We start from the raw sequence: 14473 nt of genomic DNA on the forward strand, positions 1-14473 counted from the left end.
TTAATTCATTATGGTGATCCTTTGTCATTACCCATTTATGACGTTGTAGAGTTAGTGATTGCTGAATTGCAAACGTCAAAACAAGTGTTATTACATGCGCCAACGGGAGCGGGAAAATCAACCGGGTTGCCATTGATGATTTTGCATCAGGCGCAGTTGACAGGGCGCATCATTATGCTGGAGCCGCGGCGAATTGCTGCCCGCAGTGTGGCTGAGCGACTGGCTGAACAACTCAATGAACCTGTTGGTATGACCGTTGGCTATCGGATGCGCTCGGAGACCAAAGTCAGTGCTTCTACACGTCTTGAAGTCGTGACTGAAGGGATACTAACACGAATGCTTCAACAAGATCCGGAATTGAGTGATGTCTCTCTCGTAATTCTTGATGAATTCCATGAACGCAGTTTACAGGCCGATCTTGCATTGGCACTGTTACTGGATGTACAGGAAGGATTGCGTGATGATCTGCGTATCTTGGTGATGTCTGCGACACTGGATAATCAGTGTCTTTCCTCGTTATTACCCGATGCGCCTGTGATTGTGTCAGAAGGGCGTAGCTATCCGGTAATGAGATCATACCACCCACTTTCTCCTCATCAACCGTTTGAACAGTCAGTTGCATCGGCAGTATTGCGATTATTGCAGCAAGAGACGGGATCGTTGTTGCTGTTTCTGCCCGGTGTTGGTGAAATCCAGCGGGTATTGTCGCAATTGGAAGGCAAGATCAATGACGATGTGCTGTTGTGTCCTTTGTATGGTGCATTGTCGTTATCAGATCAACGCAAGGCAATAGCGCCAGCTCCAGAGGGTATGCGGAAGGTCGTGCTGGCCACCAATATTGCAGAAACCAGTTTGACGATTGAAGGTATCCGTTTGGTTGTAGACAGTGGACTAGAACGCAGCAGTCGATTTGAGCCGAAAAGTGGCCTGACGCGCTTGATCACTCAGCGCATCAGCCAAGCATCAATGGTTCAGCGGGCTGGACGGGCTGGTCGATTGGAAACAGGTATTTGCTGGCACTTATTTAGCCAGGAACAAGCCGAAAGAGCCAGAGAACACAGCGAACCGGAGATCTTGCATTCAGATCTCAGTAACTTGTTGCTTTCTTTATTGCAGTGGGGATGTCGTGACAACACCCAACTTCATTGGTTGGACAATCCACCACAACCTGCATTGGCTGTCGCGGAATCCTTACTATTGCGATTGGGAGCGTTGGATGATAATCGACAATTGACTTCCCGTGGTTGGCAAATGGCGGAATCCGGCAGCGAACCACGTTTGGCGGCGATTTTATGTTCGGGTAAAGAGCATAAGGAGAAGGAACAAAGCCGTGCAGCCTTGGTAACGGCAGCAAAATTGGTTGCTATTCTGGAAGAGCCTCCGCGTAGTAGGCAGCCAGATCTTCTTTATTGGATGATGACGAATCAGCGTCATTGGCAGCAACGAACCCATCAGCTTGTCAGGAATCTTGCCGATAAATTTGCTGTAAATAGTCAGGCAGATAAAAGAAAAAAACAACGCCTTGAAAGCAATTCTGAAAATAATTATGAAAACAATTCTGAAAACATCAGGCTGGATCTTGTACCTGAACTATTAGTGCGGGGATTCCCAGATCGGATCGCCAAAAATCGTGATAATCTCGGGCGTTTTCAGTTGGCCACTGGGCTGGGAGTGGCATTGGAACGTGAAGAGCCACTTTCGGGAGAGGCTTGGTTAGTTATTCCTTCATTTCAGCAGGGAAATAGTCATCCTGATGCCCGCGTTCTGCTCGCTTGTCCGCTGGATATTGAACAAACCATAAAGCAACATTCTTTTCTGTTTAGTGAGAATACAGCCGTTGAGTGGGATGATAATAAAGGTTCACTACGGGCATGGAAGCGTTTGCAATGTGGGCGATTAATTGTCAAAGCACAGCCATTGGCAAAACCTTCGGAATCAGAATTACAGGAAGCCTTGCTGAACTGGGTTAGGCAGGAAGGCTTATCGACGTTAAATTGGTCACAGGAAGCATTGCAGTTGCGCATTCGCTTGCAAAAGGCAGCAGAATGGTTACCGGAAGTGGAATGGCCTGCGGTTAATGACGAAGCGTTGTTGAATTCCCTTGAACAGTGGTTGCTACCAGCTTTGGTGGGTGTTGATGATTTGAAGGGGCTGCGCCAGATTGAGCTGTCATCTTGTTTGATGGGTTTGCTTGATTGGCAGCAACGGCAAATACTGGATAATGAATTGCCTACTAATTACACTGTGCCAACTGGGAGCAGGATCACTCTCCAATATTTCAGCGACAAGCCTCCTGTATTGGCAGTTAGAATGCAGGAAATGTACGGAGAACAGCAAAATCCAGTATTGGCGAAAGGGCGGGTTCCGATAGTCATTGAGCTGCTATCTCCTGCCCATCGGCCATTACAGATCACACAAGATCTCGCTGTATTTTGGCAGGGAACTTATCGTGAGGTGCAAAAAGAGATGAAAGGGCGTTATCCCAAACACTTATGGCCAGATGATCCTGCTAACACAGCACCGACGAGGCGTGTGAAAAAACATATATAATTATTTGAAATCGTGTACTTGTGTAAAATCATGAGCTTGTGAAGTTATGAGCCTGTATTTAATGAACATTTGGAGAATTCGGTATGTCTGATGATGATCGTCAGCCAATCGGACGCAAGGGTAAAAAATCAGGACTTCGTCGTGGGCGAACATCTAAAAAACGCAATCGGCGGGATGATTATGATGATTATGAAAATGATGATTTTGACGACGATGAGGATGAAGTCATGACTAACAAAGGGAAGAACTCCCGCGGGTCCAAGGTTCGCCAATCTAAAAGCGGTGGGCATAGGTTTTTGTGGCTGCTGCTGAAAATTTTTATTGTACTGGCAGTACTCATTGTTATTTATGGCTTCTACTTGGATAACAAAATTCGCCATCGTATCGACGGCAAAGTCTGGGATTTACCGGCTGCGGTGTATGGTCGGGTGGTCAGCCTTGAACCGGGCATGAATTACAGCAAGGGCGAAATGATTCGTTTGCTGGAAGGTATGCAGTATCGGAAAGTGACCAAAATTACCCGGGCAGGTGAATTTGTGGTCAGGGGTAATAGTATTGAGATGCTTCGCCGCCCATTTGATTTCTCTGATGGTAAAGAAGAGCAAATTCAGGCACGGCTGACTTTTGATAATAGCCATCTTTCCAGTATTGAAAATATGGAAAATCATCGTCAATTTGGTTTTTTCCGCCTTGATCCAAAATTGATCACCATGATGCAGTCGCCGAACGGTGAACAGCGTCTGTTTGTGCCGTATTCGGGCTTTCCTGATTTACTGGTGAAGACTTTACTGGAAACAGAAGATCGCTATTTTTATGAGCATGATGGGGTCAGGCCGCTTTCCATTGTCCGTGCTGCCTTGGCTAACCTGATGGCAGGACGTACGGTTCAGGGGGGAAGTACTCTGACACAGCAATTGGTGAGAAACCTGTTTCTCTCCAATGAACGTACTTTGAGTCGTAAAGCGAATGAAGCATACATGGCGCTGCTGATGGATGCACGCTATAGCAAAGATCGCATTCTGGAATTGTACTTGAACGAAGTTTTTCTGGGGCAAAGTGGTGATGAACAGATCCATGGCTTCCCGCTGGCGAGCTTGTACTATTTCGGGCGTCCGGTTGAGGAGCTGAGTTTGGATCAGCAGGCATTGCTGGTGGGAATGGTTAAGGGAGCCTCGTTGTATAACCCATGGCGCAATCCTAAAATTGCGCTGAAGCGACGTAATATTGTTTTGAAAATCCTCCAGAACCGCAAAATCATCGATCAGGAACTGTATGATTTGCTAAGTGCCCGTCCATTGGGTGTAAAACCGAAAAATGAATCGATTACACCACAACCTGCTTTTATGCAATTGGTGCGTCAGGAATTGCAGGAAAAGCTGGGCGATAAAATCAATGACCTGTCAGGCGTGAAGATCTTTACTACCCTCGATCCGGTTGCGCAGGATGCTGCGGAAAAATCCGTTGAAGAGGGAGTTATTGCTCTGAGAAAAACACGCAAGGTTAGTGATCTGGAAGGGGCGATGGTCGTTGTTGACCGTTTCAGTGGTGAAGTTCGTGCGATGGTTGGTGGTTCCCAACCACAATATGCCGGATTTAACCGAGCATTGAATGCCCGTCGTTTGATTGGTTCCCTTGCTAAACCAGCCACTTACCTGACGGCATTGAGTCAGCCGGATAAATATCGCCTGAACACTTGGCTGGCGGATGAACCTATCTCTATCCCTCAAGCGGGGGGCAAGCCCTGGGAGCCGAAAAACTTTAGCCGTACTTTCAGTGGGCGTGCCATGCTGATCGACGCATTAGCGCGTTCGATGAATGTTCCGACAGTAAACTTGGGAATGGATATTGGGCTGGATCGCATCTCCAATACCTTAGTTTCATTGGGTATTCCTGCGAAAGAGATCCAAAAGATTCCTTCTATGCTGTTAGGAGCAATTAGCCTGACCCCAATGGAAATGGCGCAGGAGTTCCAGACTATTGCCAGCGGTGGTAATCGGGCAAAACTCTCCGCGTTGCGTTCTATTATTACCGAAGATGGTACGGTGGTTTACCAGAGCTATCCACAAGCAGAGCATGTTGTGCCGCCACAGGCTGCCTATCTGACACTATATGGTATGCAGCAGGTTATGGAGAGAGGTACAGGACGCTCACTGGGTGGTAAATATGGAAAATATAATCTGGCGGGTAAAACCGGAACGACCAATGATCTTCGCGACAGTTGGTTTACAGGCATTGATGGCAAGGAAGTGGCGGTTGTCTGGACTGGGCGTGATAACAATGGCCCAACCAAATTGACCGGAGCGACGGGCGCACTGACGATTTACCGTCGTTATCTGGACAGTGAAACCCCACTGGAACTGAATAATCGTCCACCGGAAGGTATTATGGATATGTCAGTCAATGAAGACGGCAGTTTCAACTGTGAGGGCGGCGGTATCAGGATATTACCGGTTTGGACTGATGATCCACAGGGATTGTGTCAGCAATCGGTACAACAGCCCATAAAAGAGAATCAAAAAGAAGCTCCCGGCTGGCTGCGCGAGATGTTTGGTCAGTAACAGTCAGTAATAACTTATTACTGATAGAATGCGGCTCCCTACCAAAAATGGGTAGGGGGCTTATACGCAAGAATTTTAAATTGTTACCCGCGGGAGTTCTTCGGTGTTGTTCCCATGCTTGGACGAGGGAGGTGGGCTTGCAAATTCTTCTTGCTTAATCCCTGTATGTGCATATATAGCTTTTACATCAGGAATGGCTAATTTAGTGATTCTTATTGGCTCCAACTGTCCTTTGTGAATAGCCATAGCTTCTTTTGCAGAAGCGAGTAAATCATCAAAAAGTTCTTTACGCATAATGATTACTCCTTAGGCGATATACGTCTTGATATGAATATTCACGCAGATGCCACAGGATTGCAGCATCTGCGAAAACGAAATATTTTATTTCAGTTTTGCGAAACAACGGGCTGCCGCATCAACCGTGCGCTGGATATCTTCATCTGAGTGGGCGATGGACATAAATCCTGCTTCAAACGCAGAAGGTGCCAGATAGATACCTTCCTCCAGCATTAAATGGAAGAATTGCTTGAAACGTTCTACATCGCACTTCATGACATCCTGATAACAGGTGACACTTTCTGCATCGGTAAAGAAAATACCGAACATGCCGCCGACGTGGTTAACAACCAGAGGAATACCAGCTTCTGATGCCGCATTTTTTAAACTTGCCGCCAGTGTGTCGGTCAGTTCGCTCAAGCGTTGATGAACACCCACTTGGGCAACTTCTTTCAGGCAAGCCAGACCGGCAGCCATGGCGATTGGGTTACCGGAAAGGGTTCCCGCCTGATAGACAGGGCCTGTTGGTGCCAGTTTTTCCATGATTTCCAGACGTCCACCGAAGGCGCCTACTGGCATACCACCGCCGATGATTTTGCCAAGAGACGTTAGGTCGGGCTTAACATCGTAGTACTCTTGCGCGCCACCCAATGCGACACGAAAACCAGTCATCACTTCGTCAATGATTAGCAGGGCACCAAATTCATCACATAATTTACGCAGACCCGGCAGGAATTCTGGCTGTGGTAGAATGCAGTTCATATTACCTGCGACGGGTTCGACAATAATACAGGCGATTTCTTCCGGATATTTTTCGAAGGCCTCACGGACAGAATTCAGATCATTGTAAACACAAGTCAGGGTGTGTTTAGCAAAATCAGCAGGAACCCCTGGAGAGTTTGGTTGGCCGATAGTCAGGGCACCAGAACCCGCTTTTACCAGCAAACAATCAGCATGACCGTGGTAGCAACCTTCGAATTTAATGATTTTGTCACGTTGAGTATAACCGCGAGCCAGACGAATGGCGCTCATGGTGGCTTCTGTACCGGAGTTCACCATGCGAACCATATCCATGGAAGGCACCAGTTCAGTAACCAGTTTTGCCATTTCCACTTCGGCAGCGGTTGGTGCACCAAAACTTAATCCACGCTCAGCGGCTTCAATAACAGCATTGCGGATAGCAGGGTGGTTATGACCGAGAACCATCGGACCCCATGAACCGACATAATCGATATAAGCATTGCCATCAACATCATAAAGATGGGCACCATCGGCACGTTGGATAAAGACAGGTGTACCACCAACACCATTAAAAGCACGTACAGGTGAATTGACACCGCCGGGGATCACGTGTTTTGCCTGAGAGTAAAGCGTTTCGGACTGGCTCATTAATAAAAGCTCCTGAAAGACAAAGGAATAGATACGGGAATGCCATTCTAAAGTACCCCGATGGGGAAGCCAAATCATCATATGGAGGGGGATATGGAGAGAGGGAGATATGTATTGTTGCATTTGTGTGGCAAAACTTGAACGAATCAGTCAGGTATTGGATAATCGCGGTTAACTGATCAGAAAGCATAAAAACGACTTTCCGGGAATTTTACCGGAAAACCGGACTGGAGTAAAAATATGAGCGATGATGCTGCACTGCCTTTGCAATTTACTGATGCCGCAGCCAATAAAGTAAAAGTACTGGTTGCTGATGAAGATAACCCGAACCTGCGCCTGCGGGTCTATATTACAGGCGGTGGTTGTAGCGGCTTCCAGTATGGTTTCACTTTCGATGACCAGATTAACGAAGGTGATTTGAAGATTCAGAAACAAGGAGTTGAACTGGTCGTTGATCCAATGAGTCTGCAATATCTGGTAGGCGGTTGTGTGGATTACACGGAAGGATTGGAAGGCTCCCGTTTTATCGTTACCAATCCGAATGCAAAAACGACTTGTGGTTGTGGTTCTTCTTTCAGTGTCTGAGTAGAATGTTAGCTGTTGTAATAAGACGTTAATTTAATTAATAGTAATAATGGCCTCCTTTTCGGGAGGCTATTTTGTGGTCATGTATTGAATAGTTAGTTATTGTGACATGCTCTAACTTTTTAAGGGTGGAGTATGGCTAAAGTTGACGTTTATTGTCGTTATTGTCACACATCAGAACATGTCAAAGGACATGGAAAAGGAAATGGCGGCCATCCCCGTTATCGCTGTTATGCCTGCTGTAAGGTCTTTCAGTTGGAATACACCTATCAAGCCTGTAAACCCGGTGTTAAAGAACAGATTATCGATATGGCAATGAATAACCGAGGGATCCGCGACACCGCCCGTGTCCTGAAAGTGGCCACAAGTACCGTCATGACAACGCTAAAAACTTACCCCCCGAAACGTGACGACGCTTCCTCTTGACGGGGATAACATTCAGCTTATCTGTGAAATGGATGAGCAAGGGTCGTTTGTGGGGAACAAGAAAAATCAACGCGGACTCTGGTATGCTTGGGAACCCCGTCTGAAATGGATAGTGGCGCCTGTTTTTGGGGATCGCAGCCGGAAAACATTAGACAAACTGCTTACCCTTTTATCGCCTTTAATATCCGGTTTTATTGTACGGATGATTATGCTGTGTATGACCGCCTCCCAGAAGAAGAACACCTGACAGGGAAGGCATTCACCCAACGTTTAGAAAGAAACAATTTAATGCATCGAACCCGGATAAAAAGACTGAATCGAAAAACGATAGGGTATTCTAAATCAGAGGAAATGCACGATAAAGTGATTGGTACTTTCATTGAGCGTGAGAACTATTTTTAATAAGAGATCTAACTATTTAATACATAACCGAGAAGTTACTATTTCTAAAGCTGTTGCCAAACAAATAGAAAAAGATATAGGTTTAACAACAGATTCATTACTGGGAGGATTTAATATTCGAAAAGTTGAAGGTATACGTAATATGAATCCTCGCAGTCCTACAGATATTACAGGTAATAAGAATTTTCTAGGACTTGGTCAACACTTACCAGGGGGAGCTCCTGAAATGGTGATAAACTCAATTCCAACTTCAGCTACACCTATATTAAAGTTAAATGTACAATGAATAGATTTCCAGAAAACTCGATTATTGTTGAAGATATATCAACTAATACTTTAAAGAAAATGGTTACAAAAAACGGAAATATGCTAGTTAATAAGATGAAATTACTAGGTTTTTCTTTAATAACTGATGAAATCAGAGAATATTACAAAGATGATGATAGATATTATATAGATCCCTTTGCAAATTTTATGAAACTATCAATAGATACAGAAGAAGATAAAATAAAAATAATCAAAGAATTAATCAAAGAAGGATCTCTTTTTTCATGTGGTCGTAGTTGGTCTCCTGAAGAAGTAATGGATTATTACAAAAAAGATAAGAAGCTTATATCTGAAAAATACAAAACTATATGTTGGTATAGTCCGGAACAGTACTATATTAGAGAAGTTGAGTAAAATAACTTGGATTATATTGAAGATATATAGATTATTTTTCCTGTTAAATTAATTAATTATTTGAAAATCTTAGACTCAGAATAGATATTCTTTCAAGTAAAACCAAGTAAAAGGAGAATTAAAATAGTAAACTAAATCATATAATTCAAATTAGTATAACAAAGTTTATTGAATCAGTTTAAATTTTATCAACTAAAAGAAGATTAAACTATGATTATATTTAAAAACGCTATCTATTTTGTAAAAGTACTTCTCTTGCATCTTTATTCTTTTCTATCAACCCAGCCTTTGCAAATCCAACAATTCCTAACGATTCTAGTACTCAAATTCAAAATATTAATAATGTTCCAGTTGTTAATATAGCTACTCCTACTCTTTCTGGAATGTCTAGAAACACTTATAAAGAGTTTAATGTCGAAAAGCAAGGTCTAGTACTAAATAATTCACTAACTAAAATAACTTCTGAATTAGTGGGTAAATTAGATAAGAATCCTAATTTTAAAAATAGATCTGAAGAGTTAATTGTTAATGAAATAGTTGGTGGTAATCAATCTCAACTTTTAGGAACATTAGAAGTAGTTGGGGATAAAGCTAAAGTTATCATAACTAATCCTAATGGTGTTATGATTAATGGGGCTAGTTATTATTAATAATAATGATTTTAATATTACTACAGGTAAACCTACTTTCGATAAAAAAGATCTACTTACTTTAGAAATAGCCAAAGGTCAAATCACTGTTGGTGAAAAAGGCTTAGAGCTTAAATCTAGAGGATAATGGCCCTAAAGGAGTCTCTCTTATGAGTAGAGCTTTAGAGGTAAATGGTATAGTTAGAGCTCCAGTAATTATTGCAATGACCGAACCTGACAGGACTTAAAGATCCCCACCGTTTCCTATGGGTCGCTCCCTCGTGCACTCTCCTGTTCCCGCCATACGGTTTACTCATATCATTCCGCTGTTATGGCCGCGTTTTCATCATTCCACGCCTGACACTGGATTCCGGTTAGGCAGTTCGCTCCAAGCTGGGCTATCTGCACGAACTCCCCGTTTAGCCTGACTGTTGCATCTTTTTTTGGGTAACTAGTCTCATGATTCCAACCCCAAAAAACACGATAAAATCGGCACAGGCAACAGCCACTGGTAACAAGGATGAACAAGAAGATTGGTGTGTATTCAGAAAGAAGTACTTGAAGTGATTCAGCCTTGAAAAAACCATCCTTGCAAGGATGGTTTTTTCTTTTCTTGGGTTAAGGAGTACAACCTAACAAAAAGGATTTCAAGTAGATCTTTTTTGCCTTGATGATCCCATCGCACGTTTTTTAATATGTTAAGTTACTTGTCTCTGGCTTTAACCTAAGCCATCGTTATTAAATAAAAAACTAGGACGGTAACTTTTATGTCATACATGATTTATCTAACATTAAATGGCAAGAAACAAGGATTGATATCCGCAGGTTGCTCTACTCTCGACTCTATAGGAAACAGATACCAAAAGGGACATGAAGATCAAATACAGGTACTCAGCCTGAATCATGCAATTTCACGCCAGCAGAACGTGAGTCACCAGCCAATACAGTTCATCAAACCAATCGACAAGGCATCACCACTACTGGCAATGGCAATAGACTCAAATGAGTCACTGAATGGTGGTTTTATCTTTTATAGAACAAGCCAAACAGGGCAATTAGAATTATTCTACGAAGTAAAAATCACAGAAGCCACTATCACAGATATTTCCTGTGTATACCCACACTCTATTAATGATCATGATATAATGCCATATGAAAAAGTCACGTTAAACTATAAATCTATATCATGGAACCATGTGACTGCTGGAACATCAGCTTATAGCATCTGGGAAGATAGAACATTATAAAAATAAAACTAAGCATATTATATATGCTTAGTCACATAATTTTTCATTTTTTGCATACTTTTGGGGAGCACTTATCGATTTTTTATAACAAGTAATATATCCATTTTCTTTTAATTTGAAATCACCGTACCAATATACAGGCAAACTAATTACAAATCCTAAAATACCAAAAAATGTAAGAAATTTAAAAATTGAATTATTGTGTTTTGGCAACTTTAAAAAAAACAAATAATAAAACATAGAAATACAAAAATAAAATATTAAAGGATAAAAAAACAATATTGCAAACATCCTCCATGAAAAAACAATAACATCCGAAAGATTATAAATCAATAAAAATTCATCAACAGCAAAAAAGAGAGCCGCATTTATTATTAAAAATAAAAAAAACATACTAATTGCTAAAATTGATTTATTTTTACTATCCATCCCGGCCTCTTTATTATTTCCAACACAATTATGATAAATGAAGGTTATTTTATTCGTGGATAAGGATAACCAAATGGCTGTTTACGATAATCTAGTTTATCAGCCTCAGCCAGTTCCTTTTCACGCATGTAGTTTATCAGTTTTTTGCTAATTTTATAACGGTCATCAAGCTCAAATAGTACCCAAGTCGTAAAAAATCCAACAGCTAACGCCACAACAGCAACCCCTAAAGCAAAAGCTCCAGTTCCCAAAGCAATAGCGGCACCAGCAACAACCCCAAGGCCAACCAAAGCTCCAACAGCGGTTTTTGCTACATCCATCGTGATATTTCCGAAAAAATCATAAATATCATACTCATCTTTAAATAAAAGCTCCGCTGATCTATACAGGACAGAAACAATAATAACTCTTCTAGATACTGTAGCTATTCCCTCTCGCATTGCTTGTGTTCCTATGCCGATATCTATCACCCTCCAATGATCTGATCTATATTTTGTAGCGGTTAAAAATCTTCTGACTCCGGCATGCCCCGTAAGCCTGACCATTCTATTTCCATATCGATTGACATATTCAGTTACTCTTACGCCAAAATTACTACTTAATTCATTTGCTAATCGCATAAAAGCATAACTATCCAATATATTACCTGCATACGTTGTTACAACATCTGCAACTGAAAATAGACTATCTTTCCATGATGAATTCGGATTACTTCCACAAGAATTTTTTACAGCATCAACCAATCCACCATGAGTTAACACAACATAATACTCTTCATCATCACACATTCTTTCCACAACGTCAGATAACGCATTGGAATATTTTCTTTCAATTTCAGAAAAATTCTTTCTTCTATAATCTTTCGTATAAGATAGTGGTTTTATTGTTCCATTATCAACCACTAAAGATTGATCAACAAACGCTTCTTCAAAATCCCTTCTACTCACTTCAATACCTCCATATAAAATAGATGATTTAATGTTTTAATTTTTTTGATTCCAACTCTAATTTTAGAGTTCGATCATCTGAGACACGCATATTAACTCCGTTAGTTTTAGATGATGACAATAATTGGAAACAGAATATCATCAAAACAGATAATTTATCTTATGCAATAGCATCACTGTTATCCAACGTATTTTTTATTTTTTGTAGTAATTCTTTTCTTTTCTTTTATCCATAAGACATAACCTATTTTTAATATAAAAATAAGAATATAACATCTTTACATAAAAAATTGCCATATCAATCACATAACAACAAAGCATCAAAGAAAGCATAAAATCAAGCATTATTCTTTTATAAAAAGTAATGGTAATTTAAAAAGTTTAAATTACCCCTAATCTTAAATAACAGAAACAAGTAACTAAATCGCCTAACAACATCCCATTGATTTTATTATTGAAAAATATTATCTAACCCGTTAATCTGAAGTCACTATTGGCAAAATCCAGTAGGCAGGGGGTCGCAGCCTTGCAAAGAGTGTTCCCGCTGGTAGGAAATACCTACCAGTGTGCCTATTTTCGCTATTCCTATAGCAATTCAGGCGGAAAACATTGTCTCAGTTATTTGATAAATACCAGCTCTGCGAACCCTGTTTAAATCACCAATAACAAAACGAGGTGGAACAGGTATGAATATGAATCAAGACTAGCATCCAGCCGATATCATCGCAGCCCTGCGCAAGTAAGGAACTACCTTAGCTGCAATTTCACGTAAAGCAGGATTAAGCTCATCCACACTAGCTAATACACTAATCCGGCCCTGGACAAAAGGTGAATGGATTATTGCTAATCAACTTGAAATTCATCCCTCTCAAATTTGGCCTAGCCGATATTTCGATATAGCATACTCCCGAAAAGCATCGGCTAATTGCTTTTCTTCGTATGCTGTTAAATTACGCCGTTTCATATTTACTCTTCTCTGTATTCCGATATTAGTCTTTCATAAATAGCCTCAGCATCATCATGTAACGCCATTTGCCTATCTGAACGTATAAAACAGTTTTCTAAAAAGCAAATTGAGTCTATAACAGGATGTGCCTTGTACTTATCGCCATCTAGGCCACAAGGTCAGGATTACATCCCGACACCCAGTTTCTTTCATCAAAAAGAGAACAACAAAATGAAGCAACGTAAACTGATTAACTGGGCTGACTATCCAACGCCAGAAGCTCGCTTAAAAGCTTTGAATGAAAATCCAGACGCAATGGCTAATGAGTTATTAGAATCCGGTCAATCTATTGTTTATCGCACACCTGAACTCCCGTCAGGCTATTTTATTCGTGAATACCCTGATGGCCGAAAGATCCTCTATCGAAGAAGTGATAAACATTAAACCTCCATTTAGGCAGCTTACTCCTTAACGAATTAATTTCGTACGCATGAAATTATATGGGGGTTATACTTAAGGGCAGGATTCGCAAATTGCTGGCGTTTGGCATCAAAACAGATCAGAGAACGGCGAACACTGTCAGATTTCAATCTGACAGTGTGAGAGAGATGCCTAATTACGTAAAGCTACCCCAATCAAAATTAAATAAGTTACTACCCCAAAAACAGTAACTATCCAATAAGCAATTGCGAAATTCTTTTTATTTAAATTCGTACTTTTTGAAAGGCTCCAATAGGCTAAAAACACCAAGTTAACAAACGGAATCATCACTAGAATTAGTGTCCAAATCCATTCCCTTACGGGAATAACATGCGTTCTATCATTCGTTTCCATAAATCATCCTAAAAAAATAAATTGAAATTTAATCATATTGAATTATATAAAATTTATTTACGCACTTTCATTGGAAAAGTATTTATTTTTCCCGCTATAAGATTCTTTTGTCTCTGGCCGTCTAATTTTAGTGTCGCAGAAAATTCCGTGTCATTTTGGCTTTGCAGGAAGGGGATGGTTCCGCACTCCTTGATGAAATTCCCTCTTTGACCCTGTTTTTTTACACTGTCCGAGACACCGATATATTGATCGCATGAATCTTGCACCCACAGATGGATCACACCCAGCATTTAACATAACACCCGTTGCAATAACAGCCTGTACGCCGCTCTGGGCGGTTTTCACCTTAAACCCGTAAAAGTTCCCTCTCTTCTGCCCCAAAACGGGCAAAATCGCATATAGACATTTTTGCACCCATGCATAGTTATGTAGTGGTCAAGAACTACCGGACACATTTCTGGCCTCTTCCCACTGTCTTTCATATTCAGCCGGGGAAATTCCTCCATTAAAACTATGGGGACGGGTGTAATTATAATACCCGCCCAAATAGCAGGTGATATCCCGGATTGCCTCA

14 protein-coding genes and 2 pseudogenes are annotated in these 14473 nt (G+C 41.3%); 11 read left to right on the top strand and 5 right to left on the bottom strand.

The window, feature by feature from the left end; genetic code table 11:
- Positions 1–21: 21 nt before the first annotated feature.
- Both hrpB and mrcB read left to right on the top strand, forming a co-directional pair.
- Complete coding sequence (gene hrpB / locus PSI14_RS17615) at positions 22–2550, top strand: ATP-dependent helicase HrpB (RefSeq protein WP_273577188.1); 2529 nt, start codon at positions 22–24, stop codon at positions 2548–2550.
- A gap of 83 nt (positions 2551–2633) precedes the next feature.
- Positions 2634–5108 carry a bifunctional glycosyl transferase/transpeptidase gene (gene mrcB / locus PSI14_RS17620; RefSeq protein ID WP_273577191.1) on the top strand — a complete coding sequence of 825 codons (2475 nt, stop codon included), beginning with the start codon at positions 2634–2636 and terminating at the stop codon, positions 5106–5108.
- 75 nt (positions 5109–5183) lie between these two features.
- Here the strand turns inward: mrcB and PSI14_RS17625 are convergent, their stop codons facing one another.
- On the bottom strand, positions 5184–5402 hold the full coding sequence (locus tag PSI14_RS17625; RefSeq protein WP_306309335.1) for a hypothetical protein: 219 nt from the start codon (positions 5400–5402) through the stop codon (positions 5184–5186).
- A gap of 87 nt (positions 5403–5489) precedes the next feature.
- On the bottom strand, positions 5490–6773 hold the full coding sequence (hemL, locus tag PSI14_RS17630) for a glutamate-1-semialdehyde 2,1-aminomutase (RefSeq protein WP_273577193.1): 1284 nt from the start codon (positions 6771–6773) through the stop codon (positions 5490–5492).
- A 240-nt stretch (positions 6774–7013) separates the two neighbouring features.
- On the opposite strand from hemL, the gene erpA reads away from it, so the two are divergent.
- The 7 genes and pseudogenes from erpA to PSI14_RS17665 all read left to right on the top strand — a co-directional run bounded on the left by erpA (position 7014) and on the right by PSI14_RS17665 (position 10743).
- Entirely contained in the window at positions 7014–7358 is a 345-nt protein-coding gene (gene erpA, locus PSI14_RS17635; RefSeq protein ID WP_273577196.1) for an iron-sulfur cluster insertion protein ErpA, read from the top strand.
- A gap of 135 nt (positions 7359–7493) precedes the next feature.
- Positions 7494–8186 (top strand): annotated as a pseudogene (locus PSI14_RS17640) (IS1 family transposase).
- The gene (locus tag PSI14_RS17645) at positions 8164–8472 is read left to right on the top strand and encodes a hypothetical protein (protein ID WP_273577197.1); all 309 of its coding nucleotides are present in this window, start codon (positions 8164–8166) and stop codon (positions 8470–8472) included. Before PSI14_RS17640 ends, PSI14_RS17645 begins: the two are co-directional and overlap by 23 nt.
- Entirely contained in the window at positions 8469–8867 is a 399-nt protein-coding gene (locus tag PSI14_RS17650) for a hypothetical protein (RefSeq protein ID WP_273577199.1), read from the top strand. The genes PSI14_RS17645 and PSI14_RS17650 overlap by 4 nt, the downstream gene beginning before the upstream one ends.
- A 359-nt stretch (positions 8868–9226) precedes the next feature.
- Positions 9227–9517 (top strand): two-partner secretion domain-containing protein, encoded by a 291-nt coding sequence (locus tag PSI14_RS17655; protein WP_273577215.1) that lies wholly within the window; start codon positions 9227–9229, stop codon positions 9515–9517.
- Positions 9498–9644, top strand: a complete 147-nt coding sequence (locus PSI14_RS17660) for a hypothetical protein (protein ID WP_273577201.1) — start codon at positions 9498–9500, stop codon at positions 9642–9644. Before PSI14_RS17655 ends, PSI14_RS17660 begins: the two co-directional genes overlap by 20 nt.
- Positions 9645–10263: 619 nt before the next feature.
- Positions 10264–10743: an Hcp family type VI secretion system effector gene (locus PSI14_RS17665; RefSeq protein ID WP_273577203.1), complete on the top strand. Its 480-nt coding sequence runs from the start codon at positions 10264–10266 to the stop codon at positions 10741–10743.
- Positions 10744–10770: 27 nt separating this feature from the next.
- Here PSI14_RS17665 and PSI14_RS17670 read toward each other — a convergent pair whose 3' ends face one another.
- Both PSI14_RS17670 and PSI14_RS17675 read right to left on the bottom strand, forming a co-directional pair.
- A complete protein-coding gene (locus tag PSI14_RS17670) occupies positions 10771–11172 on the bottom strand; it encodes a DUF1240 domain-containing protein (RefSeq protein WP_273577204.1) in 402 nt (133 codons plus the stop codon).
- Positions 11173–11216: 44 nt separating this feature from the next.
- A complete protein-coding gene (locus PSI14_RS17675; RefSeq protein WP_273577206.1) occupies positions 11217–12119 on the bottom strand; it encodes a hypothetical protein in 903 nt (300 codons plus the stop codon).
- A 719-nt stretch (positions 12120–12838) separates the two neighbouring features.
- Between PSI14_RS17675 and PSI14_RS17680 the strand changes: the two are divergent.
- A pseudogene (locus tag PSI14_RS17680) lies at positions 12839–13126 on the top strand (helix-turn-helix domain-containing protein).
- A 170-nt stretch (positions 13127–13296) separates the two neighbouring features.
- Positions 13297–13509, top strand: coding sequence for a hypothetical protein (locus PSI14_RS17685; protein ID WP_273577208.1), 213 nt, complete (start codon positions 13297–13299; stop codon positions 13507–13509).
- Positions 13510–13677: 168 nt separating this feature from the next.
- Here the strand turns inward: PSI14_RS17685 and PSI14_RS17690 are convergent, their stop codons facing one another.
- The gene (locus PSI14_RS17690) at positions 13678–13899 is read right to left on the bottom strand and encodes a hypothetical protein (RefSeq protein ID WP_273577210.1); all 222 of its coding nucleotides are present in this window, start codon (positions 13897–13899) and stop codon (positions 13678–13680) included.
- Positions 13900–14473: the final 574 nt, after the last annotated feature.

The organism is Xenorhabdus anantnagensis, assembly GCF_028598555.1.
In the GTDB taxonomy this organism is placed as follows: Bacteria; Pseudomonadota; Gammaproteobacteria; order Enterobacterales; family Enterobacteriaceae; genus Xenorhabdus; species Xenorhabdus anantnagensis.